We start from the raw sequence: 14,359 nt of genomic DNA on the forward strand, positions 1-14,359 counted from the left end.
CGCTCCTGCCGGGCGGGTATGAACCATGCCGCATGTCCGCATCACCGCCGGCTCGGATATCCCACTTGTCGGCTCGCTCTATTTTGGTGTTATTGACCGGGGCACGAGCCTCCTGCAGGTGCGCCCGAGCTGCGGCTGTAACCTCAATTGTCCCTTCTGCTCGGTGGATGCCGGGCCATGCTCGAAAACCCGGGCAACCAGTTACGAAGTCGAACTGGATTACCTCCTCTCGGCCGTTGAGGAGATTGCCCCCTTCAAGGGTACGGGAGTCGAGTGCCACATCGATTCCCCGGGCGAACCGCTCATGTACGCCCGGCTTCCCGAACTGGTTGCCGCACTCAAGGCGATCGATGCCGTCTCAACCGTCTCGCTCCAGACCAACGGCACGCTCCTTGATGAGAGAAAAATCGCAGCGCTGGCGGACGCCGGCCTCGACCGGATGAACCTCTCGCTCCACGCCCTCGACCCTGCACTCGCCCGCGAGCTCGCCGGGGTGGACTGGTTTGATATTGAGAAGGTGACGGAAGCCGCCAGGGCGGTGGCGGCGAGCTCTATGGACCTCCTTATAGCCCCAGTGTACATGCCGGGGATCAACGACGCCGAGATCCCCAAACTGATCGCTTTTGCCCGGGAGTGCGGGGCAGGCAAAAGGTTCCCGCCTCTTGGGATTCAGAAGTTCGAGCGGTACAAGTACGGCCGGACGCCCAAAGGCGTGAAGGTCCAGAGCTGGTGGCAGTTTTTTAACCGGAGTATCAAAGAGTGGGAGAAAACCTCCGGCCTCGCCCTCCGCCTCGATCCCGAACGGAATTTCGGGACGGGACGGCGCCCCTCCCTCCCGCAGGTGTTTAAAAAAGGCGAGAAGGCAACCGTTGAGATCAAAGCACCCGGCTGGATCCACGGCGAGCAGCTGGGAATTGCAAGAAACCGCGTGGTCTCGGTCTTTGGCTGCGATAAAACCTCGGGGCAGGTCCGGGTAAAGATCGTGGCCGCCAAGAACAATATCTACGTGGGCGTGCCGGTTTAACCGGGATATACCCGGAATGGCATCCGCTCGCATATGGGCAGCTGCGAAAAACAATCAGACAATTATCACTTAAGTGAAACGAAGAAAAAAAGATTTAGCCGAACAGGGCGCCGAGCCCTGCCATGCCGCTCTCTTCTTCCTGCTTCTTGTCCTCTTCCTTGTGCTCTTCCTTAGCTGGTGCTGCGGCTGCGTGGGCTGCGGGTGCGGCTGCGGCAACGGCGACCGGTGCTGCGGCTGCCTTGCTGATAGCTTCCTCAATGTTCACGCCGTCGAGGGCTGCAATGAGCGCCTTGATGCGGGACTCGTCTGCTGCTACACCTGCGGCGGTCAGGACTGCCTTGACGCCGTTCTCATCGACCTTCTTGCCTGCCTTGTGCAGGAGAAGTGCTGCATAGATATACTCCATCTTAAATTCACCTTGTTAATTTCTTATTTTACCAGGCTCTTGATTGCCTGGCTTTCTCTGTGGGCTTTACCAATAATCGCATCGATAACGTCTTTTTCATAGACGTCTGCCTCGATCGCAAGACCGCGTGCGTCCCTGACGGCCTTGGTCAGGATCGCTGCCAGGGTCTCCCTGGTCGGGATCGCCGCGTTCACCGACAGGTTAAACGCCTGCTGGCCCGCGAGCTGGATCTGGGCGAGGATTTTCTCCTCATCCACGGCAAGCACTGACGGTTCGTACAGGCTGCCATCATGGAAGGCTGCCTGGAGGGCGAGCCCCACATCCATGGGCTTGATGTCAAGCTTGACAAGCACATCGGCAAGCTTTGCCGAGATGACCGCGCCTTTCTTGACAACGGTCTTGGTCTCCCTGATCTTGACCTTGCCACCTTCGATGGCTGCGGGGATGCCGGCCTGCTGGAGTTCCCCGACAATCGGGCCGGGCTTGAAGCTCGTGGGCCCCTTCTCGATGACAATGTCCTCGGGAGCGGTCTCGCCGGCTTTTGCGGCCATCTTGGTCTTGGTCTTCTCGAGCTGCTTGTAGAGCTTGAACGGGTTGTCGTTGGAGAAGATCACCGCGGAGTGTCCGGAGATAAACCTGGTGAGTCCCTTCGTGTCCCCGCCAATCTCGCCGAGTGCGTGCTCGATTAGGGTGTTTCTTGTGACCTTGATAACTGCCTTACCCCGAAGGTTACGCCGGATCTGCTGCACCTGCTGTGCAGGAATGCCGTACATGTCGACAAGCCCGATCAGGGTGAACTCTTTCGCGTGCTTCTTGATATCCGCGACCTCGTCTTTCTTCCACGCGGGCAGGTGGTGGGTATAGACTGCCATTATACCAGCCTCACGGACGGGCCCATCGTTGTCTTGACAAAGACCGAGCGGACGTTTAAGTGACCCTGTTCGAGGACGGACTCGACACGCTTGAGGATCGCGTCGATGTTTTCGGATACCTGCTCCGGTGTCATGGCCGTCGAACCAACCTTGGTGGAGAAGACCGTCTTGTCCTTGGTCCTGATCTTCACCGAGTTACGGAGACGCTCGACAATCGGGCGGATATCGGTCTGTCCGGGGATCGGCATCGGCATCCTGCCCCGCGGACCGAGCCGGGGACCCAGGAAACGACCGACCTGCGGCATGACCGCGGTCTCGGCAAGGAAGTACTTGTAAGAGCTTGCGACCCTGCGTGCTTCACGCGGGGCGCCTCCCAGCCGTTCTACCTCATCAGGGCCGAGAATCAGATCAACCTTGGCATCCTTTGCCTGCGTGACGATATCACCTCTCCCGATGACACAGATCCCGGTCTTTTCTCCGGTCCCGTTCGGGAGCAGTATCGTCTCGTCGATACGATTTTTCGGCTGCGCCATATCGATATTCTTGAGATTGATGGTAATATCGATGCTTTCGGAGAACTTCCGCTTTGGCGCCTTTTCAATCGCCGTTGTTACGGCTTCCAGAATTTTTGCCCTTTCTACCATCAGATTCCTCCATAGTCTGCGACCGAAACCTTCGATCTCCTATGGTGTTTTCCTGACTTACTTCAGAAGGACGCTGTCATACTTGCCAGCAGCGATGTCGGCGAGCACTTCTTTGGGGCGCTTGCCGTCAACGTTGACTCCCATGCTTACACACGTACCCACGACTTCCTTTGTGGCAGTCTTGAGCTCGTAGGAGAGCATGCCTTCGAGTTTCATCTTGGCAATCCTGACAGCGGCCTCGAATGGCAGGTTTCCTGCCACTTTGGCGTTGGGCTCTGCGGATCCTTTCTCGATATTGGCCTCTTTCTTGATGAGAGCCGTCGTCGGTGGGATACCCACCGTGACCGTGAACTGCTTCTTATCGTTGACTTCGACCTTGACCGGGACCTGCATTCCATTGAATGACGCGGTCTTGGCGTTGATCTCATCGACGACTGCCTTCACGTTGATACCGAGTGGTCCGAGCGCGGGTCCTAATGGCGGACCTGCGGTTGCCTTCCCGCCGGGTACTAAAACCTCGACCACTTCTGCCATAGTTTTGCACCATGCCGTCCCGTTTAAGTACGGGCACTCAGCTTGGGTCTGTTACATTTGACGTAAGGGGAAATAAAGGTGATCGTCAGGAGTGATGTGAGGATAAATACCAGTGAGGCTCCAGCGGGAAGAGATTTCTCATAATTCAAAGGGTATCCCGCAGTCGTCAGTACTCACCCGAGGGCCGTGACAATAAAGGGTATTTGCCAGACGGGGCAGAAAATTAACCTGGCACGGGCTTATCTTTGGCATCTGGTGCAACATATATTTCTGTTATTATGCCAGATCTAGGTCATAAAGGATCTATCCCCCCCTCTCAAAAATTGTCCCTCTTTCCTGCAAGCCCGGGCCTGATTTTGCCCCCGATTCTCCCCTAAAAAAAGCTGGTGGACACCAAAAAAGACCACTTTGTCCACCGCTACAGAAAAACCTGCAATTTGGGAGTTAAACCAAAAAATAACGCATTTAAAAAGACTTAATTTTTCCCTTTAGCGGGGTTCTGTACTGGGGGGGAACGAGTCACCTGTAGAACTACAGGATCGGGCCTTCCTGGCCCATTATCGCGATCAACCCCGGAACCCTAGCCCGGCACTTTTACACCATGTGACCCCCCTCACACATATCCTGGATCCCTGTCCCCTCATCCCGCTCCATTTTCTCTCGTAAAATCAAGCCGGATCCCGGCCAAAATCCGGGCAAAAACGCAGGACACCTGATGGGGGTCACATGATCCTTTTTTGCAAATGGTGGCTGAAAGCACTCTGAAAATTACTCATTTTTATGACGTGAACTTCCCGGTAATACCCGGATGCCCTGAATCAGTTTGTACCAATGTGACCCCCAATTCTCCATTGACTGGGAGAGGATCCGGTCTGCCCTTTGCTTACCAAATCCCCGCAGGCGCCCGGAAAAAGTTACAGGGTTTTCCGGCCCTTGCCATTCCTGAACCGAGCGATGAGTAGGTAACCGCCAGCGGCAAAAACCAGAGTGATCACAAATACGATAAGGGCCATGATCAGCATCATGCTCCCTCCCGGGAGGACCTCAGTCTGGCCGGGAGAACCTGTGGCAGGGTGAACGAGCCGGGCCAGGAGACCAGAGATCGAGAGAAGGCCGAGAAGCACAAACCCGGCGATGGTAACGATAAGGGAACACAGTACCGCATCAACGGGAATCCCGTCAGGGTTCTCCGACCAGCACCAGATAAGCCCTGCAAGGACAATCGCAAGCGGGATCAGGATGAACAATGCCATCGCAGGGAAATGCACAGGTAAAACTTCAGCGGGCCCCGGGAATAGATCCGCGACACTGTTAACGGCAAAGATAATGGCGACCAGGCCACCGATGACTGACAGCTGTTTTTTCCGGCCCTGGATACTCCTTGCAAGAAGGGCAATGAGAAACGTAAACCCCGCTAACAGACAAAAGGTAAGTATAATTCCGATGATAAGCCCCGCGGGGCTGGCACCGCCAGCGCTGCATACACCCTGTGCGGTTTCCATACAGCATTTTTATCATTGCTCTGGGATAATGTCGTCGTTGAGTGAAAAAAATATTTCAGGTACAGGTTTGGCTTCTGTAAAAAGCCGGATCTCGTTATCTCTCACGTTATCCGGAGAGAGAACTGCTCTTCCGCGAAAAGGGCGGTTCGCGTGAACCACGGATACGGTGCATATTTTTCGAAAACTCACGTTCATCCGCCATGGTTCCTTAAAAATCCGGAGACCGGGTGCAAAATTATCGGCAGGAGCGAACCGATCACCGCAAAAGACTGCAAAAAAAACTTCACTCAACGCCGGATTGATGCACCCCAGCGATGAGTATCAGGTATGTGCTGCTGGGCTTACCCCTACTTATGCTGGTGCTGCGAACACGTTTGCACCTGCCCGTGTTCCTGGGTCTGCTAAAAAAGATTGGGAATCTGCTAATTCCCCTGCCTTTTCGGAGCGTGAGCGCCGGGACGATATTCGTCTTTGAGCATCCCGTAATACCGGGTGGACCGCCAGTGGTCGCGCAGCCAGACATGCTCGCGGAGCGTGCCCTCGTACACAAGGCCGCCCTTCTCCAGCGCGTGGGCCGAGGCCGTATTGAGCTCGTCGCACTTCCCGTACAGCCGGTGCAGGCCCAGTGTCCCAAAGCCAAACGCGAGCAGCTCCCGGAGGATTTCGGATGCATAGCCATTCTTCCAGTACTCCGGCCGCAAAATGCACCCTGCCTCCGCGGTAGTCGGTTGGCTGGGATCGATCTCCAGGAGGACGAAGCCGGCAAAATCCCCGGTCCCCGGGATCCGGACCGCGAGGATGTAGCCCTGCCGGTCCGGCCGTGCGGCTTCAGCGATCGCGTGGTGTACGAAACCTGCAATCTGCTCCTCGTTTTCAAGCCAGATCCAGACAAACTTCATGACCGCAGGATCAAGGGCCATGCACCGGACAGGATCGAGATCTCGCTCGTTCATATCCTCTAAAACCAGCCGCTCTGTAGGAAGGGAGAAAACCATCAAAATGCTCCGGGGAGGGTGCCAGCGAACAGTTGTGCCGGTACCTGGCACCTTTTTACCGGTGATCGTTTCGGGCCGGCACCGTATAACGCTGGCGGTGAGTGAAAAATATCCGGCCCTTTCCGGGAAACCACGGGGGATCCTGCGGATAAAGGGATACCCTCATATGGTCCCGGCCGTCAATAACGTATAGGAAACATTACATGGCCATTATTGAGGCTGATCATCTCAGCAAGTCCTTTGATTCTTTTTTGGCTGTTGATGATGTCAGTATCGCCGTTAAAGACGGGGAGATCTGTGGTTTTCTGGGCCCGAACGGCGCCGGGAAGACCACCACCATCCGTATGCTGACCGGGGTCCTGACACCGGATACCGGCGCTGCCCGCATCTGCGGGATCGATATCGGCAGGCACCCGCTTGAGGCCAAGCGTATGATGGGGATTATTCCCGAGAACGGCACCGTCTACTCCGACCTCACTGCCGAACAGAATATCCTCTGGACAGCAAAGTTCTACGGCATGGACAGTGCCTCCCGCAAAAAACGGGCAGATGAGATCCTCGCCTACCTGGGACTTACCGAACGCAAAGATGACATTGTCCGCACCTTCTCGAAAGGGATGCGGCAGCGGATCAGCATTGCCTGTGCTATCGTCCCCTCGCCGCCGGTGCTCTTCCTTGATGAGCCTACAGGGGGCCTGGACGTGTTCAGTCGCCGGCTCGTGCTTGATACAATCCGCCGGATGAACGATGAGGGAAGCACGGTCTTTCTGACCACGCACAACATAGAAGAAGCAAACGAGCTCTGCACGGTCATCAGCGTCATCAACAAGGGGAAGCTCGTGGCAACTGGCAGCCCGGAGCGGCTCAAAAAGACGTTTGATACCGCAAAATACGTGGAGGTCGCGTTTGAGCAGCCGGTGACAAGGGAGCTGCTCGAAGCGGGCGGAGCCTTCCGGGTGGAGCCCCACGGGGACAAGTGGCGGCTGTACACGGATGACGCTGATCCTGCCGTCAAATACCTCGCCGCTCTTGCCGAACGGCAGCACCTCAAGATCATCTCGGTTGCGACCTCGACACCGACGCTCGAAGAGGCATTTGTCCAGCTCACGGGAGGTGCATGATGGATCCCCGGCTCTTTGTGCGGAGCGTCCTTCTTGTAGCCGAGAAGAACATGCGGATCTACTATTACAAGGGTGCGGTCGTAATCTTCGGTCTCCTTTTTCCCTTCCTGATGTTTTTAACCTTCTTTATCGGGCGCAACCTCGACCTCGTCCTCTTCTTCCCGGCGTTCCTGGGCATGATGCTCTTCTTCTCCTCGTCCTCCACCGGCCCGCTGATCACACCATGGGAGAAACGGGAGAAGACCTACGAACGCCTCCTTTCCCTGCCGGTAACGCTGGAGAGCATCATTCTGGGCGATATCCTTGCTGGGGCGCTCTTTGGGATCGTGATCACCACGATTGTCTGGAGTGCGGGTACGCTCCTCCTCCACCTTCCCCTCGCCCATCCCCTGCTCCTCGCGGTAGCGCTCGTTCTTGGCGGGTTTGCCTTCGCTGCGCTTGGTACCCTCCTCTCCTCCCCGGCCATGAGCAACCCCTCCAACGTGATGATGGTCTCCAACCTCATCCGCCTGCCCCTGATCTTTGTCTCGGGCATCTTTATCCCACTTACCCAGCTCGGGAGCTGGAGATGGACCAACGAGCTCTCTCCGCTCACCTACCTGGTCGACCTGTTCAACGGGGCGATCACCAACACCGGAGTCTATCCCGCAGTTGTGGATATTTTCGTTCTGGGCGTCGTCATCGTTGCATTCGTGGGGGCGGCAAAACTGATCCAGCAGTACAACCTTTCAAAGGGGATCTAGGAGAGGAATCCGGGTCAGATCTGCATATCCCGGGGGGCGCAATCGTATTTTCCGATGTGGCCGGACCCCAGTCGGGAGTTAAGAGGAGGGCCTTGCGGGAGGGGGTCAGGTAATATCCACGGGTACGTCCTCAACAGTCTCCGGCACTTCATCTGTTTTCCCGCGTCCTGCCTGTTCTTCGTGGACGAAACGGGATCCAGTCATAGAGGCAAGAACCGCCGCGATAATCGAGAGGAGGGCCCCGATATAGAACGAGAGCCGAAGCGAGGGCATGAAGGCATTTGCGAGCGTTGTCGGGAACCAGGTAGTACCGGTCAGGACCGCGATCGTTGCAGGGCTGATCGCGGCAACGGTTGCCGCCGGCATGGCCACGAGGATTGTGTGGACCGGGTTGTAGCCCAGAAATGCGGCAAAGAGGGCACCGGTCGGCGGGATGGCGCCCATGGGGACGATAAGCTCCGGCGCCCCGGTGCTCACGAGCGACGAGGCCAGTTCCGGGGGAAAGAGGTGTGTTAAGCTCACGATCACGATGGTAAAGAAGAGCGCCATCGAGACGACCATGCCGCTGTTCTGGAGCATCGACCGCATGCCCGAGGCCACGCCCCTGTCCTCGGGAGGCACGGAGTTCATAATGGACGCGATGTTGGGCGACCCGAACATACCGTTTCCTATCCCCATGACTAGGAGCGCAACAGCAAAGATAGGGTAATCGAAGTTATAGGGCAGTGAGGCGAGGATTACAAACGAGAGGGCGATCAGGATCAGGCCTCCGGTGGCAAACCAGCGGGCGCCGTACTTGTCCGAGAGCCAGCCGGAGAGCGGGCCCATAATCACAAACCCGGCGGTGAGCGGCAACATGAAGATCCCGGCCCAGAAGGGTGTAGACTCGTAGCTGTAGCCGTGGAGCGGAAGCCAGATGCCCTGCAGCAGCAGGATCAGGATAAAAAACATGCCACCCCGCGCCAGGGCGCTTAAAAAACCGGCAGTGTTGGCCAGCGTGAAGACCCGGATCTTAAAGAGATCGAGGCGGAACATCGGATCCTCGACCCTGCTTTCAATGATGGGAAATGCAATCAGGAGGAGGATGCCGGTGCCGATCGCTCCAAGAACCCACGGGTTACCCCATCCCATCGGATCATTCCCGTAGGGAAGAAGAGCATAGGTGATACCGATCAAAAGGGTTGTGAGGCCGGCGACAAACGTTATGTTGCCCCAGACATCGATCTTCCGCACTTTTTTTGGAAGCGGGGTCTCTTTAAGTTTGAGGTATGCCCAGACCGTGCCAAGGATGCCAACCGGCACGCTGACGAGAAACACGTACCGCCAGTTATAGAACGCGAGGACGCCACCAAGAATCAGTCCCACAAACTGCCCCGAAAGAAAGGATATGGTATTGAGCCCCAGCGCTTTGCCCCGCTCGTCCGGGGGAAACGCATCGGTGAGGATCGCGGCGCTGTTGGAGAAGGTAAACGAGGCCCCTACAGCCTGAACGAGACGGAAGGCGATGATCTCAATGGCTCCGGCATTGCCTTTGTCCGGCGTGAGAAAGAGCAGGATGGAGCCCAGTGTGAAGATCGCAAAACCGATATTGTAAAGTTTTACCCTCCCGTACATATCCGAGAGCCGGCCGCAGGAAAGAAGGAGGGTTGCGGTAACCAGGCTGTAACCCATCAGCACCCATATGAGGTACTGGAATGAGGTGAGCGGATCGATATTAATCCCGTTGAAGATCGCAGGAAGCGAGATGAGAGTAATACTCCCGTTCACCGAGACCATGAACATCTCGATGGTGGTGATCGAGAGGACGATCCACTTGTAATCGATCCCCTTTTTCGCGGCCCCTGTGAGGGTATCTGGTACCTGGGTCGTTTCCATGCGCTTTGTCCTGCCTTGGGCTGACGGGGGAGATGTAAAATACAGTTAACAGGGTTGAACGCGGGGGGCTATAATGATGATAGTTCCCGGAAAGGAAGAGGGGAAGGCAAAACCCGGGGAAACCTTGAAACACCTGCCGGCCTATCTCTCATCAGGAGGGAGGTTCCATGAAGTATGCCGATATTGATCGGATCTACCGGACACTGCAGCCTGAACAGATTCCCTGGTACAGCGAGACCCCTCCTGATGCCCTGGTAAAACTGGTTCAGGATGGGATCGTCCGGCCCTGCAGGGCTGTCGATCTCGGATGCGGTGCCGGCAGTTATGTGATCTATCTCGCCGGTCTCGGATTTGATGTCACGGGCGTGGACAGCTCCCCTGCCGCGATCCGGATTGCACAGGCGCATGCAAAAAAACAGGGGGCCCGGTGCAGGTTTGTGGTCGCTGACCTGCTTGGCGACCTCCACGAAGTGACCAGCACTTTTGACTTTGCCTATGACTGGGAACTCCTGCACCACATATTCCCGGAAGATCGGGAGACGTATATCAAAAACGTATATAAAATCACCAACCCGGGAGCGTTGTACTTCTCGGTCTGCTTTGATGAGAGCGACCCCCATTTTGGCGGAGCCGGGAAATACCGGACGACCCAGATCGGGACAACACTCTATTTTTCATCGGAGTCCGAGATCCGGAACCTCACCTCGCCGTATTTTGACATCCGTGAGTTGAAGACGATCGATGTTACAAGTAAATTCGGGCCGCACCGGGTCATTTACCTGCTCGCCAGCCGGCTCTTGAGATCATAAACCAAAAAAAAGAAACAACTTACCGGTCCTGCTTTGCCACATGGCGGGGGAAGGCCACCTGTGGTCGCCGGGTGACAAACGAGGCGTCGAGGTTTTCGGCCATCCGCACGGCCATCTCTGCCGGGATCCCGAGTGCCATCATCTCCGGCGGGAGGGAATGGTTCTGCGTGGGGTCCTGCGGACCCATGAAGGCGGTGTTTTTGGGTGTTTTCTCCGCAAGGCCGGCCGGGAAGGTGATGAACGTTGAGCAGGACGACCCCCACGGGACGATGACCGGAGAGAATGGGTCGTCCCGATCAAAGTGGATGAGCGCCGCCATGTTCCGGATCTGCTCGCCATTCCCAAAGATACAGAGGGAGAGGACGCTGGGCATAGGATCAGGGAGAACTTCGCATGCCTGCACAACAAGATATTTTCCCGGCGGGTGGATCGGCCCGGCTGCCACCGAGCAGCGGTCGACCAGATCCGGGCCTGCCTTCAGGTACTCTGCCGCACCCCCGCGGACATCCTTCCTGCCTGTCGAGACGAAGTATTTGATATCGTCAGGCACCGGGATGTATCCCGTGTGAAACAGCCCGCCCATGCAACAGCCTTCCGTTGCTCCGGCCCCAATATAGATCCCCGGTATCTCGCGCCCGGCCGCCATCCGGTATATGCTGACTGCAAAGCATCGGTTGATTCCGGCCATCGGAGGGATGCCAGCCGGCAGTATCTCTGCCCCGTACACGGCAAGGGGCCGTGTGGAGAGACGGAACGCTTCTGTAAGTTTCGATCCGATCTCGCGGAAATCCGTGTTCGTCATGCGGATGCTCCTTTTCGTTCCACCGCAAATCCTTTCCAGATCGGGCCATCGAACACGCCGTCCTTTGACTCCACCTCCATCTCAAGGAAGAGGGAGTATGGCACGGCGAACGTGAACATCTGTTCAGGGATGGTCTTTCCTACATTTGCGCGGGCCGCAAGATCCGTATATCCAAGCACGGCCCGGGGGTGCTCTTTTTTTGCCTCATCATACACGAAAGCACCGATCTGCTGGCAGGCGGCCATAGGTGGGACCCGGACCGGATCTGTGCCCTCGCGAACGGCACCAACAAGTGTAACAAGGCCGGTTACCTGAAGGGGATCGGCAAGGAAGACCACGACCACCGGTTTTTCGCCGGGCGGAACTTTCGAAAGAGGGGTGAAGATCACGTACTTCTCGGCAATATCCGTGACGGGCAGATCGGCGGTCATGAACCGCCGTGCTTTCTCCGGGTCCTTGTGGAGGCGCTCCCCGTGGACAAACTTCTCCCTCTCGCGTTCGGGGATGTGCTGCACGGTTGCACAATAGGCCTCCGGGTTTTTGCTGCTCGCGGCGCCCTTGGTAAAGAATGCGGACATGAAGTCCACCCCGGCACCCCCGAAGGCATCATAGTAACCGTTGCCAAAACCCAGGCCGGCCCGGGCGCCGGGGCAGCCGTAGCTCTCCCGGTCGAAGGCAGCAGTCTTTCCCTTTGTGGCCACCTGCGCAAAAAAGGGCATGATACAGGTCTGGCCATGAGGTTTTATCCGGAGCGCCCCTTCGGGCAGGGTATTGCTCCAGAGTATTGCAACGGGTTCGTGTGCGAGCCCGAGTTTTTCCGAGGTGATGCTCTTCATTGCGGCTCCCCCGGGCTCACTTCATCCAGCCCATCTGCTCGTACCACTCGTATTCGTGGGCGAACCGGTCCTTGTTATACTTCACGAGCTGGCAGAAGTACTCCCGTTTCTGCTTGTGGAGTGCATCCTGGTCGGGATAGGTAATCCCACCCTGAATCGCCTGTACAAGCGTCTTTCCAAGGATTTTTGCTTCCCCTTCTGCCTTCCCAAGAGCTGAAGGGTCGCGCCCGATCGCAACACCCACGCCGCCCACGATGTTTGCACCCAGCGTCGAGAGGGTCTTGTTCATGTACCCCATCACCTCGTTTTCTCCGGCCCCACCGGCCGTGCAGACAGAACACCCGAACTTGCCGGTGAACATCTGGCAGTGGATAGCGTCTGCCATCCGGTCAAAGAGCGCCTTTACCGGGGCCGGCACGGAGTCAATGTAGTTGGGCGCGCCAAGTACAATCCCATCGGAGTTCATCATCCTGTCGAAGATGTCGGAAAAATCATCGAGAATCGTACACTCGCCCGTGGCATAGCAGGTCCCGCAGGCAGTGCAGTACCCGATCTTCAGGGTGTAAAGATCGACAAGTTCTGTTTCCGCACCCGCTTCTTTCGCCCCGTCAAGCACAGCACGGGTAAGCCGGAGGGTGTTGCTCTCCTTTCCGCGGGGGCTGGCATTTATTCCAAGAATTTTCATGTTCATCTGCTCCTGTAAGTGGGGTTAGAGAGAATATCGAAGATAAAGGTATTGGCTTGATCACCAGCTTGGGCCGCCGAAAAAAAAGATATGAAGGATATACCCGGATCACTGACCGGAGGCCGGTGTCATCATGGCCGCGGTCTGGTTACCATGGCGGAAACCTCCGGCCGGGAAGCCAAGAGCCGACCGGAGCTGATCCGGGGTTACGCCGAGCTGAGCGGCCGCGGAAGTAAGGTTCATCCGCTGCCCGCTCTGGGGAGTAAGGGCATTCTGGAGGGCCTGCTCGGAAACGCCCAGCTGAGCGGCAGCCGCATTGAGCAGGGTCGTGTTTGTAAGGAAACCCTGCCCGGAAAACGTGTGGTTCCCGTAATTGCCGTTCCCGGTATACGAGCCTGATCCTCCATACGATCCGCTATTATCCGAAGACGGATTGGATGCTGTACCGGCAGGCGCTGCCTGCTGGCTGTTTGTGGCCGCAGCAGATGTGCTGCTGCCGGAATCCTGCGTGCATCCTGCGACAAGTACCCCGGCAAGTACCAGGGTGGCAACAAGGAGCATGACAATTGAGACACTGAATGGTTTCATGAGCTTAGTCTCCACAAAAGCAGCCATGGGAGGCCGCCACTTGTAATGTTTACATTACATTTTGTAATATTAAACTGATGCTTTATCAACATTCCCACCGGTCACGGAGCAGAAGCGCGGCAGCAAGGCAAAAAAAACCTACCGGTAATAATAAAACCCAAAACGAGAACAAAAAAAAAAGTTACCGGTCGCTGACCTTGTCTACGACCCGCACGTTGTCGCCCCGCACAGTGATCGGGATGGGGACAACACTCTCGTACAGCTCCACCGTGATCTCTTCTTTTGCGGAATCCACACGCTTGACCACGGCTTTTTCACCCTTGAATGGTCCGGCGATCAGCTCGACAATCGTACCCTCGTCGATACCGGAAACTACGGGCTTGGGGATCAGGAAATGTCCCACCTCAGCAAGGGTGGTCTGGCCCTTTGCCACTGCGCGGGCGTGGGCAATCATCTCCACGAGCTGTTCGATCCGGTTACGCTCTTCAGGGGTCTCCACAAGAACATATCCCTGGAGTTCATTGGGGACAATGATCGAGGTGACCTTGATATCAGTGGCCTTTGTCTCGATTGCCTTAAGGATATTGTCGGCTACGGTCCGCTCCTGCTTGGAGGTCGTCTTGATCGCAAATATCCGGTTAGAGAATACCTCGGGTACTGTCGGTACCGCAGGCGATACGGGAGTGGGTTCCGCTGTCATGGCCATCAGGATCTAGAATCCCAGCATCTGCTTGTGTTCGAAGAACAGATAGATGATAAATCCGATCAGCCCTATGAGAAGGATCCCTGCCGCTGCTACGGTCGCGATCTTGGTAAACTCCTCCCGGCTGGGTGTGCGCGCGAGTTTCAGGACGCGGATGTACTTGCGGAATAACTCCTCGTGCACATCGATTTTGATATCAGGTTTTGAAATTTCCATAACT

The 14,359-nt window shown here is 56.5% G+C and carries 17 protein-coding genes; 4 read left to right on the forward strand and 13 right to left on the reverse strand.

What is annotated here, in order from left to right; all coding sequences use genetic code 11:
• Nucleotides 1-25 precede the first annotated feature (25 nt).
• Nucleotides 26-1,024 carry a radical SAM protein gene (locus MBOO_RS11740; RefSeq protein WP_012107822.1) on the forward strand — a complete coding sequence of 333 codons (999 nt, stop codon included), beginning with the start codon at nt 26-28 and terminating at the stop codon, nt 1,022-1,024.
• 94 nt (nt 1,025-1,118) lie between these two features.
• Here MBOO_RS11740 and rpl12p read toward each other — a convergent pair whose 3' ends face one another.
• From rpl12p to MBOO_RS11770, 6 genes are all read right to left on the reverse strand, one after another.
• Nucleotides 1,119-1,430 carry a 50S ribosomal protein P1 gene (rpl12p, locus tag MBOO_RS11745; RefSeq protein WP_012107823.1) on the reverse strand — a complete coding sequence of 104 codons (312 nt, stop codon included), beginning with the start codon at nt 1,428-1,430 and terminating at the stop codon, nt 1,119-1,121.
• A gap of 23 nt (nt 1,431-1,453) precedes the next feature.
• Complete coding sequence (locus MBOO_RS11750; RefSeq protein ID WP_012107824.1) at nt 1,454-2,302, reverse strand: 50S ribosomal protein L10; 849 nt, start codon at nt 2,300-2,302, stop codon at nt 1,454-1,456.
• Nucleotides 2,302-2,946, reverse strand: coding sequence for a 50S ribosomal protein L1 (locus tag MBOO_RS11755; RefSeq protein ID WP_012107825.1), 645 nt, complete (start codon nt 2,944-2,946; stop codon nt 2,302-2,304). Before MBOO_RS11755 ends, MBOO_RS11750 begins: the two co-directional genes overlap by 1 nt.
• Nucleotides 2,947-3,003: 57 nt before the next feature.
• A complete protein-coding gene (locus MBOO_RS11760; protein WP_012107826.1) occupies nt 3,004-3,480 on the reverse strand; it encodes a 50S ribosomal protein L11 in 477 nt (158 codons plus the stop codon).
• A gap of 914 nt (nt 3,481-4,394) precedes the next feature.
• Nucleotides 4,395-4,982 (reverse strand): hypothetical protein, encoded by a 588-nt coding sequence (locus tag MBOO_RS11765; RefSeq protein ID WP_012107827.1) that lies wholly within the window; start codon nt 4,980-4,982, stop codon nt 4,395-4,397.
• Between the two features lie 422 nt (nt 4,983-5,404).
• Entirely contained in the window at nt 5,405-5,977 is a 573-nt protein-coding gene (locus tag MBOO_RS11770; RefSeq protein ID WP_012107828.1) for a GNAT family N-acetyltransferase, read from the reverse strand.
• A gap of 203 nt (nt 5,978-6,180) precedes the next feature.
• On the opposite strand from MBOO_RS11770, the gene MBOO_RS11780 reads away from it, so the two are divergent.
• Both MBOO_RS11780 and MBOO_RS11785 read left to right on the forward strand, forming a co-directional pair.
• Nucleotides 6,181-7,098 carry an ABC transporter ATP-binding protein gene (locus MBOO_RS11780; protein ID WP_012107829.1) on the forward strand — a complete coding sequence of 306 codons (918 nt, stop codon included), beginning with the start codon at nt 6,181-6,183 and terminating at the stop codon, nt 7,096-7,098.
• Nucleotides 7,095-7,841 carry an ABC transporter permease gene (locus MBOO_RS11785; protein ID WP_232385610.1) on the forward strand — a complete coding sequence of 249 codons (747 nt, stop codon included), beginning with the start codon at nt 7,095-7,097 and terminating at the stop codon, nt 7,839-7,841. Before MBOO_RS11780 ends, MBOO_RS11785 begins: the two co-directional genes overlap by 4 nt.
• Before the next feature lie 105 nt (nt 7,842-7,946).
• Here MBOO_RS11785 and MBOO_RS11790 read toward each other — a convergent pair whose 3' ends face one another.
• Nucleotides 7,947-9,716 carry an MFS transporter gene (locus MBOO_RS11790; protein ID WP_012107831.1) on the reverse strand — a complete coding sequence of 590 codons (1,770 nt, stop codon included), beginning with the start codon at nt 9,714-9,716 and terminating at the stop codon, nt 7,947-7,949.
• 167 nt (nt 9,717-9,883) lie between these two features.
• On the opposite strand from MBOO_RS11790, the gene MBOO_RS11795 reads away from it, so the two are divergent.
• Nucleotides 9,884-10,525 (forward strand): class I SAM-dependent methyltransferase, encoded by a 642-nt coding sequence (locus tag MBOO_RS11795; RefSeq protein ID WP_012107832.1) that lies wholly within the window; start codon nt 9,884-9,886, stop codon nt 10,523-10,525.
• Nucleotides 10,526-10,544: 19 nt separating this feature from the next.
• Here the strand turns inward: MBOO_RS11795 and MBOO_RS11800 are convergent, their stop codons facing one another.
• The 6 genes from MBOO_RS11800 to MBOO_RS11825 all read right to left on the reverse strand — a co-directional run bounded on the left by MBOO_RS11800 (nt 10,545) and on the right by MBOO_RS11825 (nt 14,355).
• Nucleotides 10,545-11,327, reverse strand: coding sequence for a DUF169 domain-containing protein (locus tag MBOO_RS11800; RefSeq protein WP_012107833.1), 783 nt, complete (start codon nt 11,325-11,327; stop codon nt 10,545-10,547).
• Complete coding sequence (locus MBOO_RS11805; protein ID WP_012107834.1) at nt 11,324-12,163, reverse strand: DUF169 domain-containing protein; 840 nt, start codon at nt 12,161-12,163, stop codon at nt 11,324-11,326. Before MBOO_RS11805 ends, MBOO_RS11800 begins: the two co-directional genes overlap by 4 nt.
• A 16-nt stretch (nt 12,164-12,179) precedes the next feature.
• Nucleotides 12,180-12,848 (reverse strand): flavodoxin family protein, encoded by a 669-nt coding sequence (locus tag MBOO_RS11810; protein WP_012107835.1) that lies wholly within the window; start codon nt 12,846-12,848, stop codon nt 12,180-12,182.
• A 108-nt stretch (nt 12,849-12,956) separates the two neighbouring features.
• Nucleotides 12,957-13,463, reverse strand: a complete 507-nt coding sequence (locus MBOO_RS11815; protein WP_012107836.1) for a hypothetical protein — start codon at nt 13,461-13,463, stop codon at nt 12,957-12,959.
• A 154-nt stretch (nt 13,464-13,617) separates the two neighbouring features.
• Nucleotides 13,618-14,136, reverse strand: a complete 519-nt coding sequence (locus tag MBOO_RS11820) for a transcription elongation factor Spt5 (protein WP_048068471.1) — start codon at nt 14,134-14,136, stop codon at nt 13,618-13,620.
• A 12-nt stretch (nt 14,137-14,148) separates the two neighbouring features.
• Nucleotides 14,149-14,355 (reverse strand): protein translocase SEC61 complex subunit gamma, encoded by a 207-nt coding sequence (locus tag MBOO_RS11825; RefSeq protein ID WP_012107838.1) that lies wholly within the window; start codon nt 14,353-14,355, stop codon nt 14,149-14,151.
• Between the last annotated feature and the right edge of the window lie 4 nt (nt 14,356-14,359).

This window comes from Methanoregula boonei 6A8 (genome assembly GCF_000017625.1).
Lineage (GTDB): Archaea > Halobacteriota > Methanomicrobia > Methanomicrobiales > Methanospirillaceae > Methanoregula > Methanoregula boonei.

Bases quoted from the DNA above. Each gene is read 5' to 3' on its own strand.
- MBOO_RS11740 (WP_012107822.1), top strand. From the start codon at position 26: ATGCCGCATGTCCGCATCACCGCCGGCTCGGATATCCCACTTGTCGGC.
- rpl12p (WP_012107823.1), bottom strand. From the start codon at position 1,430: ATGGAGTATATCTATGCAGCACTTCTCCTGCACAAGGCAGGCAAGAAG.
- MBOO_RS11750 (WP_012107824.1), bottom strand. From the start codon at position 2,302: ATGGCAGTCTATACCCACCACCTGCCCGCGTGGAAGAAAGACGAGGTC.
- MBOO_RS11755 (WP_012107825.1), bottom strand. From the start codon at position 2,946: ATGGTAGAAAGGGCAAAAATTCTGGAAGCCGTAACAACGGCGATTGAA.
- MBOO_RS11760 (WP_012107826.1), bottom strand. From the start codon at position 3,480: ATGGCAGAAGTGGTCGAGGTTTTAGTACCCGGCGGGAAGGCAACCGCA.
- MBOO_RS11765 (WP_012107827.1), bottom strand. From the start codon at position 4,982: ATGGAAACCGCACAGGGTGTATGCAGCGCTGGCGGTGCCAGCCCCGCG.
- MBOO_RS11770 (WP_012107828.1), bottom strand. From the start codon at position 5,977: ATGGTTTTCTCCCTTCCTACAGAGCGGCTGGTTTTAGAGGATATGAAC.
- MBOO_RS11780 (WP_012107829.1), top strand. From the start codon at position 6,181: ATGGCCATTATTGAGGCTGATCATCTCAGCAAGTCCTTTGATTCTTTT.
- MBOO_RS11785 (WP_232385610.1), top strand. From the start codon at position 7,095: ATGATGGATCCCCGGCTCTTTGTGCGGAGCGTCCTTCTTGTAGCCGAG.
- MBOO_RS11790 (WP_012107831.1), bottom strand. From the start codon at position 9,716: ATGGAAACGACCCAGGTACCAGATACCCTCACAGGGGCCGCGAAAAAG.
- MBOO_RS11795 (WP_012107832.1), top strand. From the start codon at position 9,884: ATGAAGTATGCCGATATTGATCGGATCTACCGGACACTGCAGCCTGAA.
- MBOO_RS11800 (WP_012107833.1), bottom strand. From the start codon at position 11,327: ATGACGAACACGGATTTCCGCGAGATCGGATCGAAACTTACAGAAGCG.
- MBOO_RS11805 (WP_012107834.1), bottom strand. From the start codon at position 12,163: ATGAAGAGCATCACCTCGGAAAAACTCGGGCTCGCACACGAACCCGTT.
- MBOO_RS11810 (WP_012107835.1), bottom strand. From the start codon at position 12,848: ATGAAAATTCTTGGAATAAATGCCAGCCCCCGCGGAAAGGAGAGCAAC.
- MBOO_RS11815 (WP_012107836.1), bottom strand. From the start codon at position 13,463: ATGGCTGCTTTTGTGGAGACTAAGCTCATGAAACCATTCAGTGTCTCA.
- MBOO_RS11820 (WP_048068471.1), bottom strand. From the start codon at position 14,136: ATGACAGCGGAACCCACTCCCGTATCGCCTGCGGTACCGACAGTACCC.
- MBOO_RS11825 (WP_012107838.1), bottom strand. From the start codon at position 14,355: ATGGAAATTTCAAAACCTGATATCAAAATCGATGTGCACGAGGAGTTA.